Consider the following 15612-nt stretch of genomic DNA (forward strand, 5'->3'; position numbering starts at 1 on the left):
TTTCTGCCTTTTGAGGTGAGATACCGCTAAGGATTCGATTTGAGTAAATCAGCAAAATAATCAAATGCTTTGGATAAGCAAAATTAAAAATTGTGCGGCGGTCAGGTATAAGCATTTGCGCCATAAGGAAAGTGCGCCGTTTATCCGTTGGGTCAAAGTACGGTTGCCTGAAATTTGACGCAAACCGTTTTGCTGTAAGGATTGGTCAAAGTCTTCAGGCGAGTAGCAGTCATTAGCAAAGTCTTGGAACACGCGGCGGTCGAAGTGAATGCGGATATGGCAGTACAGCAAAACCGCTGTCAAGACAAGTTGCACTGCAAACCATGTGCCGCCATATTTTGCCGATAAGGCAAGCAGCAGGGCATTGCAGGCGGCAACATAATGTGCGGTAGAGAGTAGGTGGGCAGTAATACGGCTATCGGTTGAGTTGTCCATCATTATCCTTGTTTTAAACGGTTGGCCGCAGCTTCGACTGCTTGGGCAGTGGCCGGCGATAATACCATTTGCGGCCGAGCCTGTTCGAGTTCGGTCTTCGCCTGCGCCAAGTTTTTGCAGCCACCATAGGCCAGCAGCCACGTCAGCACCACTGCTGCACTTCTTCCATAACCCAAAGCGCAACATACCAGCACTTTGCCGTGTTTTTGGCGCAAGGTTTCTAATATCAAGGCCGTCTGAACCAAATCGTTTTCAGACGGCGTTACCATATCCAGTAAAGGCAGAGCGCGATATGCTCCCTGATAGCTACGGCAGGGATATTCGGCGCATACATCCAATACGGCAGGCAGATGGTTTGAAATCCCTAAAACGCTGCCAATCCATACATCATTGCGGACTGGTGCCGTTTTCGCTTTACCGCGTAACCAATACGCCATGTTTAGCCGTACGCCCACCAGATAAGGCAATAGTAAAACCGTCGCTGCTGCCGATAATTTACCGTTAGCCTGTTTTTGGAATACGTTTGCATTTCCAGTCAAATAGGCAAAAGCCACCATCAACAAAGACATGCTAATCCATATCAACCACAGCCACGCGCCACCCAGCAGCGCTAGTAAAACCATCAAACACGCACCAAGTAAATACAGCAGCGCAATCTTTTGTGAGCGTGCATGACTCAAGCCCATTTTTAACGGCGAAGCCATCTGACGCGGAAAAGCCCACAACACCAGCCAGCCGAGCAATGCTCCGGTCGGCACGTCAATAAAATGATGTTGATAAGTCGTCAATACCGACAAAGCAATCAGGCTTTGCCATAAGAAAAGCGGCAGGCGGATTTTTGGAAAGCGTGTCCAATAAAACTCACCCACGATAATCGCCAACGCAATATGCAAAGATGGCGCTTGGTTGTACGGCAAATCAAATGCAGCCAATGAATCAAACAGCCAGCCTGACAGTCCATCGGCAGGCGGTTTAGGCCACCCGAAACGCAGCGGAAACAGTACAAAGCAAAGAGTTGCAATCAGTTGGGCAGCTACAAGGTGCGCTACATATCGGTTTTGTTCATGTGTATCACGGCAAAGAAAAAATGCCGCGGCATACATCAGGTTCAGCGACCAATAAGGCACAATCGTCCATGCCCAAAACGGAATATTGCGCTCCCATGCAAAAGCGATTTCAGGCACATAGTTCAGCGATGCCGCGTAATGGTTGGACAGGCCGTAGCTGGTGTAAAACAGGATACCGACTGAAATCAGCTTGAACAGAGAAGTTTTTAGGGAGGGTTTCATGGGGGTATTAGTTAATAATTAAATATTTTGATTCCGTGAGCCTATTTAAGATAAGTGATATTCGTACCATCAATGCTAAGAACTTTTCTATTCAGTAGATGCTGTAATAGTTTTTCAGTTTCATGATTGTTAGATTTTGCATGTGCTTTTATAGTGTTTCGTAATGTACTGACTTTACCTGGGCGTTTTGATGGTTCAACTGACAGTGCGGCAATTACTTTTTTCCACATGGTTTCATCAGGCAAATGGAGTACTTTCTTTTGAGGTATGGGATTAGTATGGGAAAATGGAGCATATTCAATTTTTCCATTGTTTTGGCGAATGTGGTTTTGTTCGCGCAAATGGCGTGCAAAGGCTTGAATATCAGCTTGACTTATAGTAAGTGATAGAGCATCTGCACGTTTCTGTACGGCATCTTGAAAATCAGTATAAGTTTTGGGTTTGATATTCAAAATATAACGTTGGATTTTCTGTAATAGATCATTGTCACTGATGTGATAAATCACTATACCTTGCTCATCAACACTAATTAAGTTTTGTGTTTTAAGTTTATTAATAATATGAGCAGTTGTTGTTTCGCATTCTTCATCTGTTTTGCCTTGAAACTGTTCGCGTAAAATATATTTACACAGATTTTGTTGCAAATTATGTAAGCGAGTTGGAAGAAAAGCATTGGGCTGACGCAAAGCAGTTAAGGCTGCTTGAAAATAAGGTGCTAATGGCTGAGGTTGTTTGAGGGAGTTTTCAGATTGAGGGTGGGGTTCTAGTAGTTTTGTTGGAGGAGTAGTATTAATTTTTGTGTGCTGCACTTCATCTATATTTGCTAAGCGTACAACACCTTTTGCCTCCTGCTTTTCTAAGATATGTTCTACTAAGATATCGTAACCACCATCACGAGAAAGTATACCAATTTGAGCATCTGTATCTGTAGCTATAATTTTTCCAAGATAATAAGAAAGATAAAAATCTAATGCGTTTTTGCCTGATTTCTGTAAGTGAATAAGGTGGACACGTTCGCCAAATGGAAGCAATGATGCCACTAAACTAATGGGTAATGATTTATGTTGTGTGCCTAAAAATAACCAAATATGAGTATCTTCAGTTGGTAATTTATCCAGATTTTGCGGTTGGATATTTTCAAAGTCGATTAGTAAGTGTTTCATAGTATTATTTAATTGGGCTGACGTTTATACCCAAAATCCCTTTTAATATTATTTTTGTTGAGTTATTAATGCTCAACTTATATACCAGGCCGTCTGAAAGTTAAAAATTTGTTCAGACGGCCTTTATTTTTATTTCTTCACTGCCAAGCTCACGGTGAAAATACCGTCTTCGTCTATCCATTGATGGATTTTTTCAAAACCGGCTTTTTCAACCAACTGATCCATTTCCTGCTGACTGCGGCGGCGCATTACCCAGTTTGGGCTGCCTGCTTTGTGGCTGGTCAGGGCGCGGGCAATCATTTCCAGTTGCGGATGCCAAGGCTGGCCGGTGTAAATCAGGTAGCCGCCGGTTTCAATGGCCTCGCCGAAGCCGTAGAGCGAGTTCAAAATCAAATCGTTGTCGGCAAACAATTCGTGCAGGCCGGAGACGATGCCCAACGTTGGACGCGGCTGCAAATCGTGATAATTGGCGCGGTCGTAAGCATTGACTTCATTGAAGGTTACCGTGTTTTGCAAGCCGCGCTCGGCAATCAGTTTGCGTCCGGCTTCGACATTAATCGGGCTGTAATCGCGCAAGCGTACGGAATCAGGCAATGTGTCGGCAGTCAGGGCATCCAATACATAGCGGCCATGACCGGATGCAATATCCAAAACGTGTACAGGTTTCCCTGCTTCACGCAGTTTGGCTGAGGCCGTCTGAATGGCTTTGCCGATATTGACTTTGCGTTGGCGGATGCCGCGCCAGCCGATGGCATTGAGATAGTATTTGTCCACCCATACACCGAAAGCGTTGCTGCCTTGCGGTTGATTGCGGTAGACGTAATCCAGCGTGCTGCCCGAATCAAAACCTGTTTCTTGACCGATTCTCAAGCCTTCACTCCAGCTCGCCCCCAGTTTGAGCGAGGCACGATATATTGCCCAAAATGCGCCGCGTGGCGAACAAATAGGCAAAGGCGTAGCCAGTTCGTCAGCTTCGCGGCGGCTGTCGCTGTGCAAATGGGCTTGGGTTAAATCAACTGGTTGCAAAGGTTGGTTGAAACGCTCGCGGATAAAACGGCGCATTTCTACAAACGCAATTTCACGGTCTTGCTCGCCTAGAGTATCGTGGTAGAAACCGGGCAGGATATGGCGCTCTTTAATATGGCTGCCCAAACGATTGTAGAAATCATGTTGCGGTTTGTGATGAACGACCCAATCGCTGCCTGAAATCAACAGTTGTACAGGCGTAGTAATCGCTTGTGCATCGGCAACGACGCGTTCGGCCGCTTCATATAAACCCAGCAAAATACGCACGGAAATGGCGCGGGCAATCAGCGGATCATTGTCGTAGCTTTTTTGACGTTCGACATTGTGGGTCAGATAGTGGGCTTTGACGTAGCTGTTGACAAAGAAATTGCCACGCCGTTTTTGCATGAGTTTCAAACCGGTACGGGCAAACGGAACATAGAGTTTGACTTTGAACGCAGGCGAAGCCAATACGGCGCAACGGATTTTCGGTGCGTAATCGTGCAACCAAGTAGAAACCAATACCGCACCGACACTTTGCGCAATCACGCAAATGTTTTCAGGTTTGATGCCGTATTCGCTTTGAATGTGTCGGATAAAATCATCTACATCAGCAACCGAAGTGCCAATACTCGGACTATCGCCACGTTCACCGGGGCTGTAACCATGACCGCGCGCGTCCCAAGCGAAATAGGAAAAATCATCAAAACCCAGCTCATCCGCCACAAACATCATTCTACCGGAATGCTCATGCCCACGATGAAACAGCACAATGGCTTTATCGGAAGAACCATCGGCAGCAGGGCGATAGCGGTAGAAAAGCGAAGTCCCGTCTTGGGTAGAAAAGAATTTTTGCTGTTCGGACATGAGAATCTCCTAATAGTCATATTTTTTGAACAGTATCATGACATATCGGATAAATGCAATGACTATCCGATAGACGGACGAAGAGATGTGTTAAGTGCCGATTATGGTTGATACGATGAGTCAGTCAGTGGTTTGTTTAAGATTTTTAGCATTTTTTCCTCATGATCTTTTATCTCACTTTCTGTCCAGTTTGGATAATTCATCATAATGGCTTGTTTCAAACTATCATAAGTAACCTCTTTTTCGTAATACTGCCGTTTCAAATTTGGAGGTAAATTACTTAAACGGGAATTTTTACTTTGAGATAACAAATAAAGATTGCCAAAATTATCTAAGACATTTGTATCTAATTTATCTAGGCGAGAATCTTGAGAGGGATTTTGTGGGTAATGGTGCTCAACCGAGCTTCTAAAACTAAATCTAAAATTTTTCCAGATAGATTGTTTCTTGTCTGAAAAGTCTTCTACTTTTTCCGGATATTTCCATAATTGATAATCCAATCGATTAAATACAAAATTTGGGACGTTTACTCCATCATTCCAAGTCTTATGTACTGAAGAGATGGTATAATTATCATTTAAGATAATTTTCATAAAATCCCTGTTTCCATTGCAGTTATTTTCAAAATAAAATTTATCACAAAGATTTTCAAGAAAATGAATATATGTCTCTTGAGTAATACTTTTCTTATTCGCGAATAACCAACGCAATGTAGCATATAGCCAGTTTTTATATATTCGGGATGGATTAGAAACATGAAACATAGAAAGCAACATTATTGCGTTCTTAGTTTTGTCATTGGTTTCTTCAGTATCAGTGGAATTGCCATTGTCGATACCAAAAACATTTTTATAGTAATAATTCTTTGATTCTTCTTTTATGATTTTCCATAAAGACCAATGCTCATTTTCTGAGCGTAAAGAATTTGATTTAATAATATATTTATCAAATAAATACCGACAAGATAGCAATGTATCTATGAAATTTACAATCTTTTCTTTGTTCCAGTCTTCATTGTGAAAATCATGCAAAAGTTCTTTTTCATCCAGAGAAATCTCTTTAAAGGTAACTTTGTTAATGCTTTCTAGATAAATTTTCAAGATATGCATTAAGAAGTTAGGGAAATCAATAACAGAATTAAAACGCCCATCTGTCAGCTCGGTTTCTTTTTCCTGTGAAGGGTGGGGATGCTCCTTATCGTCTATTATTAATTGAAGAATTGATTGTTCTTCATTTGCGGGGCCGTTATCTGAATGTTCAGTTTTTTCTGTATTAGCAATATTCTCAATAATTTCATTAAATTTTTTTGGAATAGTATTTTCCCAATTCTTGCCAAAAATATTTTCTCTAAGTGACTGGTTAATTCCCATTACAACATATCGGCTCATGTCAGAACACGCATCCCAAATTTTGGCAAAAATAGAGCGTTCACTATCTGTGTCTAAAACCTCCATTAAAGCAGCCTTGATAATCTCATGTTTTTCTAATTGCTCTCCCCGCGTATTCATAATTTCAAAGTAATGATTGAGGTCGGTGTCTTCGGGTACTTCGGTTCTAATAATTTTGACATTTTCTTGTAAGAACTCTGCCAAACTCATTCTCTCTTCTTTTGTCCTATCTGTTTCCCAATATTTTTTTATTGATTTTAAAGCATTTTTAAAAACATCAGGTATAGAGTCGGAGTCAAGATTTTCTAAGGCATCGTTGGAGTCATTTCTATGCTCAAAGTATACATTTCTAACAAAGGTATCTGATTTTAAGTAGTGCATGATTTTTAAGTAGTGCATGATTAAAGTCAGTGTGGTCAATCGTTGTTGTCCGTCTATGACTTCTAAATCTCTATTTCCTCTTTTATAAATGACTAAGCTGCCAATATAATAATTATTCTTATTTTTTTCATATGCATTCCATAGGTCTTGGATAAGAAGGCTGATCTCATCATCTCCCCATGCGTAATTACGTTGATAAATAGGAATAATATATTTGTCTTTATTCAATAAAGAATTCAATAATTCATTTATGGTTAATGTTTTTACGTAATCATTATTTGTTTTCATCTTTAATTTCCAAAATCTCTTTTATTTTAGGGTCTACATGTTCTGAAAAATTGACTTTTCCGGTTTGTTGAATAAAACTCATTACTTGTTCGGGAGTAATGGATCTTTCAATATAAGAAATTAATCCGGCTGGAGCATGAGCCTTCTTAATCTCAATAGTCGTGAAGGTGATGCGCTGATATTCTACCCGAGTACGGTAAGCCCATAGAAAAGCTTTTGTTATAAATTCTTCAAAATGGCTTTCTCCAAATTTATCAAAGTAGAACAATACGGTACATTCAAATAAATTTCTAATGTATTTATCACCAGTTCGATAGCTGTATTTATGATTGTTTAAAAAAGTCATTACTCCTTTTTCTAAATCAATTCCATTAATAGAATGAATTTTATCTAACAATCCATCCTTTTCTTTGAATAGTTTTTCATAGATGGCTGTATAATATTCAATATAATCAAAGAAATATTTTCCATTGATTAGCACTTGTGTGGCCTGAAATTCTGATATCGATCGATATAAAAATGGATTTTCATGTAATAATTTTTGTATGGTATGAGTAGCTAATATTCCGTGTAAGTAAGGATAATCAACTTTTTCATGAACGCCTTTAAATGTATCTAATTCATCTGATGTAAATATTTCTGCATTCTCTTTGTAATGCCAGCGGCGAAGTCTAAATAAGATATAGTTGATAATTTTATCTAAATTATTTATATCGTTAGACATTGCAGATTTTTCCCAGCGTTCGACACATTGGTGAATGACCTTCTCGTCTTTATCCCTCATGTCTCTTAAATGATAGGCTTTTAAGAGGTCATAAGATTCTAAAGGTTTGCCTCTGGCATTTTGTGAATCAAAAAATTGAAAAGCCTCATCTAAGTCATTTAATTCAATACAAACCATTTCACACCTGTTAAGGAGGTAATCCTTAAATTCATTTGTGAAATTATAGTTTTTAAGAAAATTATAGTTCGTTGTAATATTATTTTTGCTGATGCTATGATTCGGTTTTTCCTTTAAAAGAGACACATCCTTCCCCAGTTTATGAAGCAATAACGAGAGTGTAATAAGCCGCTGTTGGCCATCTACTATTTCAGATATTTCAGAACAGTCTTTATCCTTATTTAAAACAATTGTTCCGATGCGGTATATTTTTTTCCCCTCTCTAAAATTTTGGAGCAGGTCATCGATTAATTGTTGTACATTTTTAATTGTCCATTTGTATGGTCTTTGATAATTAGGGATACTCAAATTTAATTTAAATATGTCATCAATCTTGAGTATTTCTGCTTTTTCTATGCTCATATAGATACCCCTTAGTATGAAAAATAGGTAAACATTATAGACTACAATCGGCAAACTACTACCGACATATCATCATAAACTCTTTGTTTCGCAATTAATTTACGAAATACAGTCAGACGGGACTTATCGTTATCATATTGTTGCCAAATTTTTTCTCTTATTTCTTCTGAAAGAGCGTCGCTTAGGCCGTCTGAACAAAGCAGCAGGCTTTCTCCTGCTTTAAGCGTAAGCTCGACATGGCACATTTTGTCTTGGAAATCGGAATAATCTGCTACTAGATAAGAAGAAACGCCGCCATATATGGTGGCAAACCCTTCTTCTTTGTTATCCGACAAACCATCCAGCAATTCGGAGAGTATCGAGTGATCTTGGGTCAGTTGCTTCCATTTTCCTTGTGTATCAATCAAATAGGCGCGGCTGTCGCCTACGCTGATGATTTCGGTTTTGCCGGTGGTTTGGTCGATTTCGGCGGCAACAAAAGTGGTTGAGGAACCAAAATAATCCTCTGCCAACTCTTTAGATAAAGCGGTTTGTACATGATTGATGGTTTGACGGCTGAGTTTGGTTGTATGGCTTAATAGGTGCATGGCTGATTTGCTGGCTTTTTCGGGACGATTGCTATTGGAAATGCCGTCGGCTATCCCGATGATAAAGCGTGGACGGGTTTCAAGACGTGTTTCAGCGGTTTTGAGTTTATATTGAAACACTTGTTCGCCGTTAAAAAGGGCATCTTGGTTGTGCTGTTTGTTGCTGCCGATTTGTTGGCAAAAGGTGATTTCGCAAAATTTGTTCATGATTTGTCCGTTTGTTGGGTGAATATTCGCTGCAGGCTTTTCATTGTTTCTAACTCTCCGGATTTACACTTGGGCAATACGTTTGAAATTTGATAATTAAGGTTAAAGGCTGTCTGAACAGTTTTCAGACGGCCTTTACTGCGTTTAACCAAGCACTAATTAACTGCTAATTTTACTGTGTTTTAATACATCCATCGAAACCCGAATACACATTTGAAAAGGAAATCAAACATGAAAAAATTCTTATTGACCGCCATCGTTGCTTTGTCTGCTGCTACTGCCGGTGCCGGCGATTACATCGAACAAAAAATCTACAGCGACAAAAACTTCGAGCAAAACCGTGCTAAAGCCGTAAAAATGTTGGAACAACGCGGCTATCAAGTTCACGATGTTGAAGCCGATAGCCGTCGAGGCCAGCCTGTGTTGGATATCGAGGCTTTTAAAGATGGTCGTGAGTACGACATTGTTTTGTCTTATCCTGATTTGAAAATTATTAAAGAACGCATCGACTATTAATATTTTGATGCAAAGCGGGTTGTCGCAGGACTTTGGGGTTCTGCGGCAGTTTGCTATTTAGGTATTTAAAGAGTGTAAGCGGCATGTAAATTACCTAAAATAAATGAACTAAATATGTTTTTTATTTTCCATTTAATTCAAAGTGTTTGATGTCGGGAGTCATGATATGGATTTGAATGATTGGAAGGAAAATGGCCGGCAGAAGCAGATGGGCGACCAAGGCAAATCTTTAAACGACGGCTCTGCTGCCGATTCCCAACAGGACGTTGATTTTTGGGATCGCGATCGAAACAATACTGTTGAAAACGAAGTTGGTGTTGCGGCTGAAGAGGTAGAAATTCAGGAGGCGGTAGAAGGTCAGGAAGCAGTTGAACATCCTGAGATGCCGTCTGAAAAAAGTGAAAAGAAAGCCAAACGCAAAAAAGACAAGGCGAAAAAGAAAAAAAATAAAGCCGAAGATTTGAATGCGCCTGATTTGTTGGGTACGAATAAGGGCGTGGAAACCATGTTCCGCAACGCCGTACGCTCGGAGATGGAATTGTTGGCGCTGGCGGCAACCAAAGCGAATATTATGATTTCGCTGAATGGTTTTATCGTGTCTGCACTGATGATTTCGGGCGCATTTATTTTTTCATCGTCGCCTGAGTTTTTGATTCCGGCCAGTACGTTTATGATTACTGCCGCCGCGTCTATCGTGTTTGCATTGCTTTCTGCTTCGCCGGAACGTATCGGCAAAATGCAGGCGGCGCGGACATGGTTTAAGGATTTTATCCGCGGCCGTTCTAAGCTGCGGGATTTGAAAACCCGTCTCAGCAGTACCGAAACGCGATTTTTTGGCGGCAACCAACCCAATATTTTGATTTATGAAGACCGTGTGAAACTGCAAAAAGATCAATATTGGGAAATGATGCAGGAGATTATGGGCGACCGTAAACAAATCTATGAAAAGATGAGCGACCATCTTTATTGGCTTGGGTTGTTGGCGGACAAACAGTTCAAATACATCAATTTGTCTTACGCGGTATTCCGTTGGGGCTTGCTGGCTTCACTGGTGGCGTTTATCGGCGTGAAAACATTGCCGTCATTGCTGATACCGCCGGCCAACAATGCGGCAGAGCTGCGTTCGCTGGGAATCAATATGTTTAACGGTGTGTATGAGCCTTCCGCCGTACAACAGCTTCCGGACGGTAATTTGCTGATTGCGGAAGACGAACCCAACCATGCGTTCAGTATTGTCAGCATTGATAAAACCGGCAGGTTTGTGGAAGACGAGGCATTGGATACGCGCGTGATTACCGGTTTCAAACGCCGTCTCAGCGACTTGGAGGCTTTGGCGCGCGATGATGAAGGCTTTATCTACGCGCTGACTTCACATTCACGCACCCGTAAAGGCAACCGTTCGCCCGACCGCGAACACCTGATGCGCTTTAAAATCCAAGACGGCAATGTGTTGGGGCTGACCAGCTACGACAATCTGACGCAGGTTTTGGAAACCGACCACAAGCTACATGATTTGATTCGCGAGCGAACCAAGGCAGAAGTTTCTTTTGAAGAAATCAATATTGAGGGTATGGCGTTTGATCCGATGAAAAAACGTCTTGTTTTAGGATTCCGTGATCCTGAGTTCAATAACATGGCTTTGGTCGCATTTATCAGCAATCCGAAAGATGTATTTGAGCGCAATGCCAAACCTGAATTTGATGAAGTGGCCGTGATTGATATTGATGGCGGCGGTATCCGTTCCCTCAACTATGATCCTGTGTTGAAAACCTACGTTATCGCCAATGAAGTGAAGGATGAGAATGGACAGAAATTCTCACAACTGTGGACTTGGAGCGGTAATCCGACCGATGAACCGCAAAAAATCTCTCTGCCTAATCTGCAACACATCACCAATGTTGAAGCCGTTGATTCGATTACCGTTAACGGCAAGCCGCAGATGATTCTGATGGGCGATGAAGGTAATGCTTCGCAGAAAATTACTGCCAAGTATATGTTGGTAGATTACAGTCAGCTGGGTAAACAGTAAGTTATTTTGGCTGAGGGATAAAAGGCCGTCTGAAACCGATAGTTTATGGTTTCAGACGGCCTTCTTGTTTTCAGTAAAACAGTTGATGGGTTTAAATAATCTAATCAATGATGATTAACCCAAGAACGTGGACAAGTTTCAGACGGCCTTCAAGCCATTGATGACACGTTTGTAGCAGGTATAAACCAATGCCGCGCAGGCCAGCCACATGAGGATATAGAAAAGCGAATGGAAGCTGCCGGCGATTGCATACCATACGGCCAATGCGCCGATAAAGAATGCGCGGTCGCTTTTGCCGAATGGCCCGTCATAACGCCGGCCGTTGCCATGAACTTGTCCCAAAACGCCGCAAAACTCGGTCATTGCCGCCAGCCAAATAAACAGGGCAATTTGCACACCGCCGAAGGGCGCGATAAAGGCAAAAGGCAGATACAAAGCAGCATCGGCGACAATGTCGGTAATTTCATTCAAATAGCCGCCCAATGCCGATTGCTGACCGAACTCCCGTGCCAGCATACCGTCCATCGCATTCAGCGCCATACGGACAAACAACCAGATCGGCAAAAGCCAGAATAATGTGGATACACCTGCAAACAATGCTAAAAGCAAACCGATCAAAATGGAAACGGTGCAGGCAAACAGGGTGACCTGATTGGCAGTAATGCCTTTTTGATACAGTCGCTTAACAATGGGGCGCAACAGGTTTTGAAATTTTGGTTTCAGGGCGTAGATGCTCATCATTATGCCGAATAAAAGAAAACGAAGAGCCGTGATTATAGACGAAATCCGTTATAATCCGTCAATCTTCAAATCACGCGGTTCGCAAACCTCCCGCGTTAACAAAACTAGGAATTTACAATGGAAAAACAGCAAGCCCTCGTTATTTTTTCGGGCGGGCAGGATTCAACGACCTGCCTGATTCAGGCAATTCAAACCTATGGCCTTGAAAATGTGCAGGCCATCACTTTTCAATATGGGCAACGCCACGCCATCGAATTGGAGCGCGCGCGTTGGATTGCCCAAGATTTGGGCGTGAAGCAGACCGTACTCGATTTGAGCCTGATGCAACAGATTACGCATAACGCCTTGATGGATGATACGGCGGCGATTGAAACGGCTTCAGACGGCCTGCCCAATACATTTGTAGATGGGCGCAATGCTTTGTTTTTGCTTTATGCCGCCATTTACGCCAAAGGGCAGGGGATACGCCATATCATTGCCGGCGTGTGCGAAACCGACTTTTCCGGTTATCCGGACTGTCGCGATGTGTTCGTCAAGTCGATGAATGTTACGCTGAATCTGGCCATGGATTACGCTTTTCAAATCCACACGCCCTTGATGTATTTAACCAAAGCGCAAACTTGGGCATTGGCGGATGAAATGGGTGTGTTGGATTATATTCGCGAGCAGACGCATACTTGTTATAACGGCGTGGTCGGTGGTTGTCATGAATGTCCGAGCTGTATTTTGCGCGAACGCGGCTTGTCAGAATATTTGGAAAGCAAAAAGGCCGTCTGAATTAAGAGGGGGCCTATATTTCCAATATCCAGTAATACGAAAAGGCCGTCTGAACAATTCGTTTCAGACGGCCTTTGGCTATGTGTTTTGTTCTGCTTAGAACAGCAAATCTTCCGGTTCGCTGCTTGCCGGAACCTCTTTTACAGGTGCAGAGGCCGGGGCAGTAGCCGGTTCCGAAGCGGCTTTAGGCGCGGAAGCAGGCGTCTCGGCAGGAGTGGTTGCCGGTTTGGCAGCAGGTTTTGCCGGTTTCACCGGAGTCGGACGAACGCTTTGTTTCGGTTCGGATGCTGCTTTGTTTGTATCGTCGGTAGCATCGACTTCGATTTCAGTGCCTTGAGGCAATACCACATCTTTAGCAGGAGCCGGTTTCGGCATGACTTTGGGTTTGCTGTAAGCATCCGTGCCGCTGGTCCATGCCAAAGATTTTAAAGGCGATTTGAGTTTCACGCCTTTGGCGCAGGTCAGACAGTTTACCGCGCCGGTGCGTCCTTTCAGGATTGCATCCACACGCGCTGCAGGAATAGTTTTGCCGTGCGCTTTTGCCCAAGCGGCAATGCTTTTTTTCAGGGTAGCCGTATCAAGGTTTTTCTTGTTGTACGGGTCGCGATAGGCAGCCAGCCACAAGTTTTGGTTGGCATCTTCGTTCAGGCTTGCCATTTGGTAGATAACGGAGGCAGGAGCACCTGTTGCGATGGTTTTGGCAAATTCCAATGCGTCAGGCGATTTCATGCGCACGCAACCATGGCTGCGGACGCCGGGTACGCTGGCAGGGGCATTGGTGCCGTGAATACCCAGGCTTAATTTGGGGTCGCCAAGACGGACAAATACGGGACCCAGCGGATTATTCGGGCCCGCCGGTACGCTTTTTACGCCGTCATTGCGTTCTTTTTGGATGGATTTAGGGATATGCCAAACCGGGTTGTAGGCTTTGGCGCCGATTTTGTGTTCGCCCAGTGTGGTTTGGGTCATGGCTTTGCCGACGGCAACAGGATAAATTTTGCTCAGTTTGCCGTTGTCGTAGAGGAACAAACGCTGTTGCGTAATATTGATAACGACGTGTTGTCCGGAAGAGGCGGGAGAGACGTCTGGAATAAGTGTGTTTGCAGCAGCGGCCGAGGTCAGAAGAGCGGCTGTCAGGCCAAGGAATAATTTTTTCATGTCGTCTTTTTTTGTAGGGATTGAAATGAAAGTTTTTGGCGCATGATACCTGAAACTCTGTGTTTTTGTGAGAAAATATGCGCTTTCGGTATTGGAAGACAGTCAGACGGCCGGTAAGAGGCTGTCTGACGGAAACGGTATGAGTGTGAAAGAACGGTATCAAGAGGCGGAAGTTTTTTCTTTGGATTATGAGGGCAGGGGTGTTGCCAGAGTCGATGGGAAGACTGTATTCATCGGCGGTGCGCTGCCCGGAGAGCGTGTAACGTTTGCTATTCATAAAGAAAAAAAGCAGTTTGCAGAAGCTCAGGTCGAAACGGTTTTAAAACCTTCTTCCGAACGCGTTGAACCAGCTTGTTGCTATTTTGATACATGTGGCGGCTGTTCGCTCCAACATGTTTCCTTTGGTGCGCAAGTTGCATTAAAGCAACGGATTTTGGAAGAGCAGTTGGAACGGATAGGTAAGGTCAAGCCGGAGATAATTTTGCCTCCTTTATATGGTTTCTCCTGGTATTATCGCGATAGGGCACGTTTAAGTGTTGCAGTGGATAAAAAAGGCCGTCTGAAACTCGGTTTTCAGGCTAAAAAAAGCCATGATGTCGTCAATATCCGCCATTGTCCTATTTTGCCTAAACATGTTTCCAATAAATTGCCTGATGTCCGAAATTTGCTGCAAAAACTGCATGATGACGGTGTAAAAGTGAAATTTGTTGAGTTTTATTGCGGGAGAAATGTGACCGTACTCAACATTCGTTTCGTAAATCAACCGTTTGGACAAATATTAAGCGAATTGCGTAATTGGTTTGATAAGATATTGTCGGGTGCTGAAAAAGCATGGCAAATATGGCTGCAGGATCATGCCGAGTCCTTGCCGTTTTATCCCGAGAATGCGCCTGCTCTGAACTATAATTTTGCTCAATTTGACGTGGAAATGCCTTACAAACCGGGTGATTTTACGCAGATTAATGCGCAATTGAACGAAGTGATGGTGGCAAGGGCGGTCAGACTTTTAAACCCTCAAAAAGGGGAGAGGATTGCCGATCTATTTTGCGGTTTGGGCAATTTCAGTTTGCCGCTGGCGAAAAGTGGCGCATCGGTTGTCGGTATTGAAGGCGCTGATTATTTGGTAGATAGGGCAAGGGAAAATGCCCGCCTGAATCGTTGTGCCGAGAATATGACGTTTTCTGTTGCAGACTTGTTCGATACCGATGAAAAGACTGTTGAGTCGTGGGGGCAATTTGACAAGATGTTGCTCGATCCGCCGAGAAGCGGGGCTTATGCTGTTGTCAAATCACTACACAAACCGTTTTTGCCTCAGAAGATAGTATATGTTTCATGCAATCCATCAACATTTGCACGGGATGCCGGTGTCTTGGTGGATAAGGGCTATAAGTTTAAGGCGGCAGGAATCATGAATATGTTTGCACAAACCTCGCATGTTGAATCCATCGGTGTGTTTGAGTTGTAAATTGGTATCAAGT

Annotated in this window: 13 protein-coding genes and 1 riboswitch; of the genes, 4 read left to right on the forward strand and 9 right to left on the reverse strand. The window is 42.9% G+C overall.

Annotated elements, in window-relative coordinates; genetic code table 11:
• Positions 1-60 precede the first annotated feature (60 nt).
• The 7 genes from ACTHRY_RS02570 to ACTHRY_RS02600 form a co-directional block, all read right to left on the reverse strand.
• A complete protein-coding gene (locus ACTHRY_RS02570; protein WP_049323911.1) occupies positions 61-435 on the reverse strand; it encodes a hypothetical protein in 375 nt (124 codons plus the stop codon).
• A 2-nt stretch (positions 436-437) separates the two neighbouring features.
• Entirely contained in the window at positions 438-1724 is a 1287-nt protein-coding gene (locus ACTHRY_RS02575; protein ID WP_049323912.1) for a phosphatase PAP2/dual specificity phosphatase family protein, read from the reverse strand.
• Between the two features lie 41 nt (positions 1725-1765).
• The gene (locus tag ACTHRY_RS02580; protein ID WP_049323913.1) at positions 1766-2887 is read right to left on the reverse strand and encodes a PIN domain-containing protein; all 1122 of its coding nucleotides are present in this window, start codon (positions 2885-2887) and stop codon (positions 1766-1768) included.
• 129 nt (positions 2888-3016) lie between these two features.
• On the reverse strand, positions 3017-4759 hold the full coding sequence (locus ACTHRY_RS02585; protein WP_049323914.1) for a bifunctional alpha/beta hydrolase/class I SAM-dependent methyltransferase: 1743 nt from the start codon (positions 4757-4759) through the stop codon (positions 3017-3019).
• 101 nt (positions 4760-4860) lie between these two features.
• Positions 4861-6816, reverse strand: coding sequence for a GmrSD restriction endonuclease domain-containing protein (locus ACTHRY_RS02590; protein WP_049323915.1), 1956 nt, complete (start codon positions 6814-6816; stop codon positions 4861-4863).
• Complete coding sequence (locus tag ACTHRY_RS02595) at positions 6803-8119, reverse strand: DUF7834 domain-containing protein (protein ID WP_049323916.1); 1317 nt, start codon at positions 8117-8119, stop codon at positions 6803-6805. Before ACTHRY_RS02595 ends, ACTHRY_RS02590 begins: the two co-directional genes overlap by 14 nt.
• A 41-nt stretch (positions 8120-8160) precedes the next feature.
• Positions 8161-8913, reverse strand: a complete 753-nt coding sequence (locus tag ACTHRY_RS02600) for a protein phosphatase 2C domain-containing protein (protein WP_049323917.1) — start codon at positions 8911-8913, stop codon at positions 8161-8163.
• A 231-nt stretch (positions 8914-9144) separates the two neighbouring features.
• Here ACTHRY_RS02600 and ACTHRY_RS02605 point away from each other — a divergent pair, with 231 nt between their 5' ends.
• The gene (locus tag ACTHRY_RS02605; RefSeq protein WP_049323918.1) at positions 9145-9429 is read left to right on the forward strand and encodes a PepSY domain-containing protein; all 285 of its coding nucleotides are present in this window, start codon (positions 9145-9147) and stop codon (positions 9427-9429) included.
• A 382-nt stretch (positions 9430-9811) separates the two neighbouring features.
• Positions 9812-11458 carry a Pycsar system effector family protein gene (locus ACTHRY_RS02610; RefSeq protein WP_440374010.1) on the forward strand — a complete coding sequence of 549 codons (1647 nt, stop codon included), beginning with the start codon at positions 9812-9814 and terminating at the stop codon, positions 11456-11458.
• A 138-nt stretch (positions 11459-11596) separates the two neighbouring features.
• Here ACTHRY_RS02610 and ACTHRY_RS02615 read toward each other — a convergent pair whose 3' ends face one another.
• Entirely contained in the window at positions 11597-12196 is a 600-nt protein-coding gene (locus tag ACTHRY_RS02615) for a CDP-alcohol phosphatidyltransferase family protein (protein ID WP_049323920.1), read from the reverse strand.
• Between the two features lie 71 nt (positions 12197-12267).
• Positions 12268-12313, forward strand: a riboswitch (PreQ1 riboswitch).
• A 3-nt stretch (positions 12314-12316) separates the two neighbouring features.
• On the opposite strand from ACTHRY_RS02615, the gene queC reads away from it, so the two are divergent.
• Entirely contained in the window at positions 12317-12976 is a 660-nt protein-coding gene (gene queC, locus ACTHRY_RS02620; RefSeq protein WP_049323921.1) for a 7-cyano-7-deazaguanine synthase QueC, read from the forward strand.
• 96 nt (positions 12977-13072) lie between these two features.
• Here the strand turns inward: queC and ACTHRY_RS02625 are convergent, their stop codons facing one another.
• Positions 13073-14134: a L,D-transpeptidase family protein gene (locus ACTHRY_RS02625; protein WP_440374006.1), complete on the reverse strand. Its 1062-nt coding sequence runs from the start codon at positions 14132-14134 to the stop codon at positions 13073-13075.
• Between the two features lie 139 nt (positions 14135-14273).
• On the opposite strand from ACTHRY_RS02625, the gene rlmD reads away from it, so the two are divergent.
• Entirely contained in the window at positions 14274-15599 is a 1326-nt protein-coding gene (rlmD, locus tag ACTHRY_RS02630) for a 23S rRNA (uracil(1939)-C(5))-methyltransferase RlmD (RefSeq protein ID WP_049359407.1), read from the forward strand.
• Positions 15600-15612 lie beyond the last annotated feature (13 nt).

The organism is Neisseria sp. P0004.S004 (genome assembly GCF_051963335.1).
Taxonomy (GTDB): Bacteria; Pseudomonadota; Gammaproteobacteria; order Burkholderiales; family Neisseriaceae; genus Neisseria.